This window comes from Deltaproteobacteria bacterium, from assembly GCA_020845775.1.
Taxonomy (GTDB): domain Bacteria; phylum Bdellovibrionota_C; class UBA2361; order SZUA-149; family JADLFC01; genus JADLFC01.
Map to the genome: position 1 here is coordinate 1 of JADLFC010000097.1, position 4259 is coordinate 4259.

Consider the following 4259-nt stretch of genomic DNA (forward strand, 5'->3'; position numbering starts at 1 on the left):
GGGGGGCATTAGGTATTAGGAAACGGGAGAAAAGGGTCATCTCTATAACCAGCTTCTCTCCTGTTTTCTAATGGCTAATGCCGGTGGCTGCGGCAAAACGGCTTATAAGTACATAAGTCGGGCGGCGATTGATTTTTTTGTGCTTACTTCTAAGCAACCAAGTTAATTGAGTTGTAGTAAATTTGCTCGAATTCCGCTGGTGTCAGATAATCGAGCGTAGAGTGTAGTCTATCTCTGTTATAAAAGCGCTCGATATAATCAAATATTTCGCTTTTAGTTTGCTGTCTAGTATCAAGTTGCTCCTGATAGATGCATTCTGTTTTAAAGGAGGCAAAGAAGCTCTCGGTTACGGCATTATCCCAGCAGTTTCCGCTACGGCTCATGCTACAAGTAATGCCAAAGGTTTTAAGAATCTGCTGATGCTTGTTGCTTGCGTATTGGCTACCGCGGTCAGAATGCAGCAATGGCTTGGCTAGAGGTAGTCGATTAGCAATGGCCATCCTCAAGGCGTTACAAACGATGTCAGCAGTCATTCGCTCTTTGACAGACCAGCCAATTATCATACGAGAAAATAAGTCAATCACGACTGCCAAATACAACCAGCCTTCCGTAGTCCAGATATATGTCATATCGCAGGCCCATTTTTGATTTGGAGCACTTGCTGCAAAATCACGCGCCAAGATATTTGGAGCTACGGGGCGCTCGTGAGCACTGTTCGTCGTAACCTTAAATTTACGCCGACCTTGAGCCTGGATATTGTTTAGTCGCATTAATCGAGCAACTCGATTTCGGCTACAGCTATGCCCATGGCGATTTAATTCCTTGCAAACACGAGGACTGCCATAGCAGCGCTTTCGACGCTCTCCGTGAATCGCTTTAATTGCCATTAATAACTTGCGATTCTCTATACTTCTTTGCGATTGGGGCCTTCCTCGCCAAGCATAGTAACCACTACTAGATACTCGCAGCACTCGACAAAGCTCCAATACGCTGTAGCTTGACTCGTGCTGCGATATAAAATCAAATCTTAGTTGTTTTGGCTGGCAAAGAAGGCCGTCGCTTTTTTTAGGATTTCTCGCTCCCGCTTAAGCTTAACAACCTCCTTGCGAAGTCGTTTCACTTCTTCAGCTTCACGGCTCTCGCAACTCGTAGGATCCAATAAACCACTCCTAGCTTTATTCAACCACCCGTATAGCGTGTTTACTCCAATGCCCAAATCCCGAGCCACCTCGCTAGCCTTAGCTCCACCTTCAATTACTAGCTTCACAGCTTCCTGCTTGTATTCATTACTAAATTGCCGCTTAGATGCCTTTCCCATGTTATTGCACTCCTTATACTTCAGTTATAAAAACCTTTTATAAAAAGTGTCCACTCTTTCGGGGCAAGATCAGTTTCAATATTGGAGCAACGAGGATAAACCTGATGAATGGGAGTGTTATCGCGCTAAAAGAATTTCAGAAGTTCAGGGAAATCTAAATCCATTCATAGCTGATAGCTGTAGTGAGAGCAATCGCTAGGGTGTTCGTTCGGTCGTCTCAGCATCAGATTGTAGCCTAATAGTTCCAACACATGGGATTCTCAGGCTATCAATATTGCCGAAAAGACACCGAATTCCGGTCTAGGTCAGGCGTTTGCTTATATGATTAAACATTGGGAAAAACTAACTCTTTCTACAGAAAGCAGGTTCCCCGCTGGATAACAACATTTGCGAGCGCGCCATAAAAAAGGTCATCCTCCACAGAAAAAACTCCCTCTTCTTTCGCTCCCTCAATGGCGCAAGAGTCGGCGATATTTTCATGAGCCTCATTCACACCGCCGAACTACACCAAATAAATACTTTCGATTACCTCGTAGCCCTACAGCGCAATTACAAAGACCTCGCACAAAACCCCACTCTCTGGATGCCCTGGAATTACCAAATACGCCTCACCGAAATCACAACCCCAAATACCCCAATCCCACCTCCGGACCCGTAATGGATCCAACCTTCCCAACTTTACGCACGCTTGCCGAAAAGACACAAAAGCGCTAGAACTACTAAAATAACGCCATTTTCTGTATTCATAATCGTCCTTAGCCCTATATATTCGTTTTGTTCATTGGCAACCTGCCACTTCTGGCGAAATTCCTTTTGCACATAGACACATATTGCAAACCTCACTCCTGAATTAACTATAGAAATTTGGATAGCATCTTCCCTCGAGCCATATGTACCGCGAGGGGCAAAGTGTCGTCGTTGTCACCGTTGGCGGCGGCTGTAACGTTTGGTTGCTTGGAATAGTTGTGGTTGTAGTTGTAGTTGTAGTTGTGCTAGTAACCAACATGAAATTTGGAGGAATGGGGAAACCACCTACAGCAACGAGTTCCCTATAGCCAATGGCCTGCGCTCTTACCGTTAAATCTGGTAAAAATGGGGTCACGGTTTTGACACGAGCTTGCATTAACAGCATGAAAGGATGTAACTTCAATACATCTTGATAATTGTCTGCTACTGATATTTTGCCGGCCTTGCAGCTTCCGTTCGTTGCCGCGCTAAGCGTTACTGAACTAGCGCAAAGAGTTCTGTGATAAATGGTGTTTCCATTTAGAGTAACTGACTCTCCTGGCCTAATGAATGCAACATTTGTTTTTATTGTTGCAGTGCTTCCCGGCGTGGGATCCTTCATTTCGTACTGCTCTAATTCTATGCCAGCCCATTCTTCGGTAGAGATGAACGCGCTATCAAGCGGAAGAGCTTCTGCGCGGGCTATCACCTCCTGCAGGGCACCCTTGTCTCCCGAAATTGCAGGGTCGCCCAGGTAGCCAACATATTCTGCACGATGCTTCCCCGTAGAACTTACAGAAGAGATTGTCCATTGTCGAGTATCGACGTTTGAAAAAGGGCCGCGTGAGGCATAATAAAGTCCCTCCTGCGTGCCCTTTGTAAGTAAAGCCTTTGCAGCATAATATCGCGAAAAATCTATTAAGCCTAAGATTAACAATATGAACACAAAAAACAGCAGAGCAAATTCTAGCATCGCGGCACCATTATCGTTTGGCATGAAATCGCGGAGCTTCCCAGGCAGACTCTCAGATTGTAGTGGATGTTTTACAGTATCTTGATGGGGGGGGGCTTTTTGCAGTGTCATAAATTGCCGTTAATCCTAGAAAAGCAAGCCATGCTTCTCAGTAAAGATAGGGACCAATTTGCGATACGGATAACTCTAGTTTATCAAACAATGGTAGGAATCCACGGTGCACACCCGAAACTCGAACTTCAACCACATCGGTATCAGGACTGTCGCCACTCACCTGAGGTCTTCCAGTCCCTTCGTGTAAATTCATCTCAAAATTGCGCGAGGTGCTCTCCAAATGAGTATTTTCGAGCTCAAGTAGCTGCGCTACTCTAGCTATTACCAAATCACGGTTCTGTAAAATTGGTGGAGCCTCACCGAGTTGGGGCATTGTTATCTGTGGGTCGTTCTCTGAGATTGTAGCTTCCAATCCATAAAGACCAGAAGCATACCTAACCCCTTCTCTTGCAACTTGAGTCATAACGAGATAGTCGCTTAAGAGCTGTCCAATATCCAACACGCCAATTAGGAGTATCGTTACGAAAGGCGCGGAGATTACAAATTCCAAGAGAACCGCCCCGCCTTCTGAGGCAACAACATCAGCTTTTCCCCGATCTACGTGTTTCTCAAACATGGTCCAAAAACTCAAACCAACGAGCGGCTTATAAAAACGCCGGCCTGGAACCGACTATATATAGCTTTCCCCTAAGCCCATATCCCTATAGCGTCATATCGACACTACGCGGTAGTAACATTAGCAATCAGCTCTCTTGGTAAGTGCGCTATTTAACACTTATCGATCCTCAATGAGCGTTCGCTGTCTAAGAAAATAAGAGTTGATGGACGTGACGTTAATCTCTCGCAGCAGTGCTTGCACTAGTAACGATTCAGTAACCAAGCGCAAATTTAAGCATGGTATTGCTGGCCCGTTTCTTGCTCGGTCATTTAGAATGGCGCTCCGGCACCGAAGGTGAGATCGGGCCGATAGCAAGAAAGGGACAAAACCTATTTTATTTCCGATGTTTAGGTCAAATGAGTCAGCCATCCTTTAACAACATTTGGTTTTTGCAATAACTTTTGTCTTCCGACACAGCGGCGATCTACAAGCCTTGCCGCTCTATAAAAATGCCTTTATCTACTTTTGAAAAGAACTCTTGGTAAAAAAGTGGGTTGTCGAGCTGTTGGACTAATACAGTAGCGCCAAAA

At 45.2% G+C, this 4259-nt stretch carries 5 protein-coding genes and 1 pseudogene; 2 read left to right on the plus strand and 4 right to left on the minus strand.

Annotation, left to right across the window (positions count from 1 at the left end; translation table 11 throughout):
• Positions 1-149 precede the first annotated feature (149 nt).
• Positions 150-1067, minus strand: a pseudogene (locus IT291_06155) (IS3 family transposase).
• Entirely contained in the window at positions 1028-1318 is a 291-nt protein-coding gene (locus IT291_06160; protein MCC6220804.1) for a transposase, read from the minus strand. The pseudogene IT291_06155 and the gene IT291_06160 overlap by 40 nt, the downstream one beginning before the upstream one ends.
• A gap of 46 nt (positions 1319-1364) precedes the next feature.
• Between IT291_06160 and IT291_06165 the strand changes: the two genes are divergently transcribed.
• Entirely contained in the window at positions 1365-1517 is a 153-nt protein-coding gene (locus IT291_06165; protein ID MCC6220805.1) for an endonuclease, read from the plus strand.
• A gap of 174 nt (positions 1518-1691) precedes the next feature.
• Positions 1692-1976, plus strand: a complete 285-nt coding sequence (locus tag IT291_06170) for a transposase (protein ID MCC6220806.1) — start codon at positions 1692-1694, stop codon at positions 1974-1976.
• A 192-nt stretch (positions 1977-2168) separates the two neighbouring features.
• On the opposite strand, the gene IT291_06175 is transcribed toward IT291_06170, so the two are convergent.
• Together IT291_06175 and IT291_06180 are read right to left on the minus strand one after the other, a co-directional pair.
• The gene (locus tag IT291_06175; GenBank protein MCC6220807.1) at positions 2169-3128 is read right to left on the minus strand and encodes a pilus assembly protein; all 960 of its coding nucleotides are present in this window, start codon (positions 3126-3128) and stop codon (positions 2169-2171) included.
• Between the two features lie 37 nt (positions 3129-3165).
• Positions 3166-3687: a pilus assembly protein gene (locus tag IT291_06180; GenBank protein ID MCC6220808.1), complete on the minus strand. Its 522-nt coding sequence runs from the start codon at positions 3685-3687 to the stop codon at positions 3166-3168.
• Positions 3688-4259: the final 572 nt, after the last annotated feature.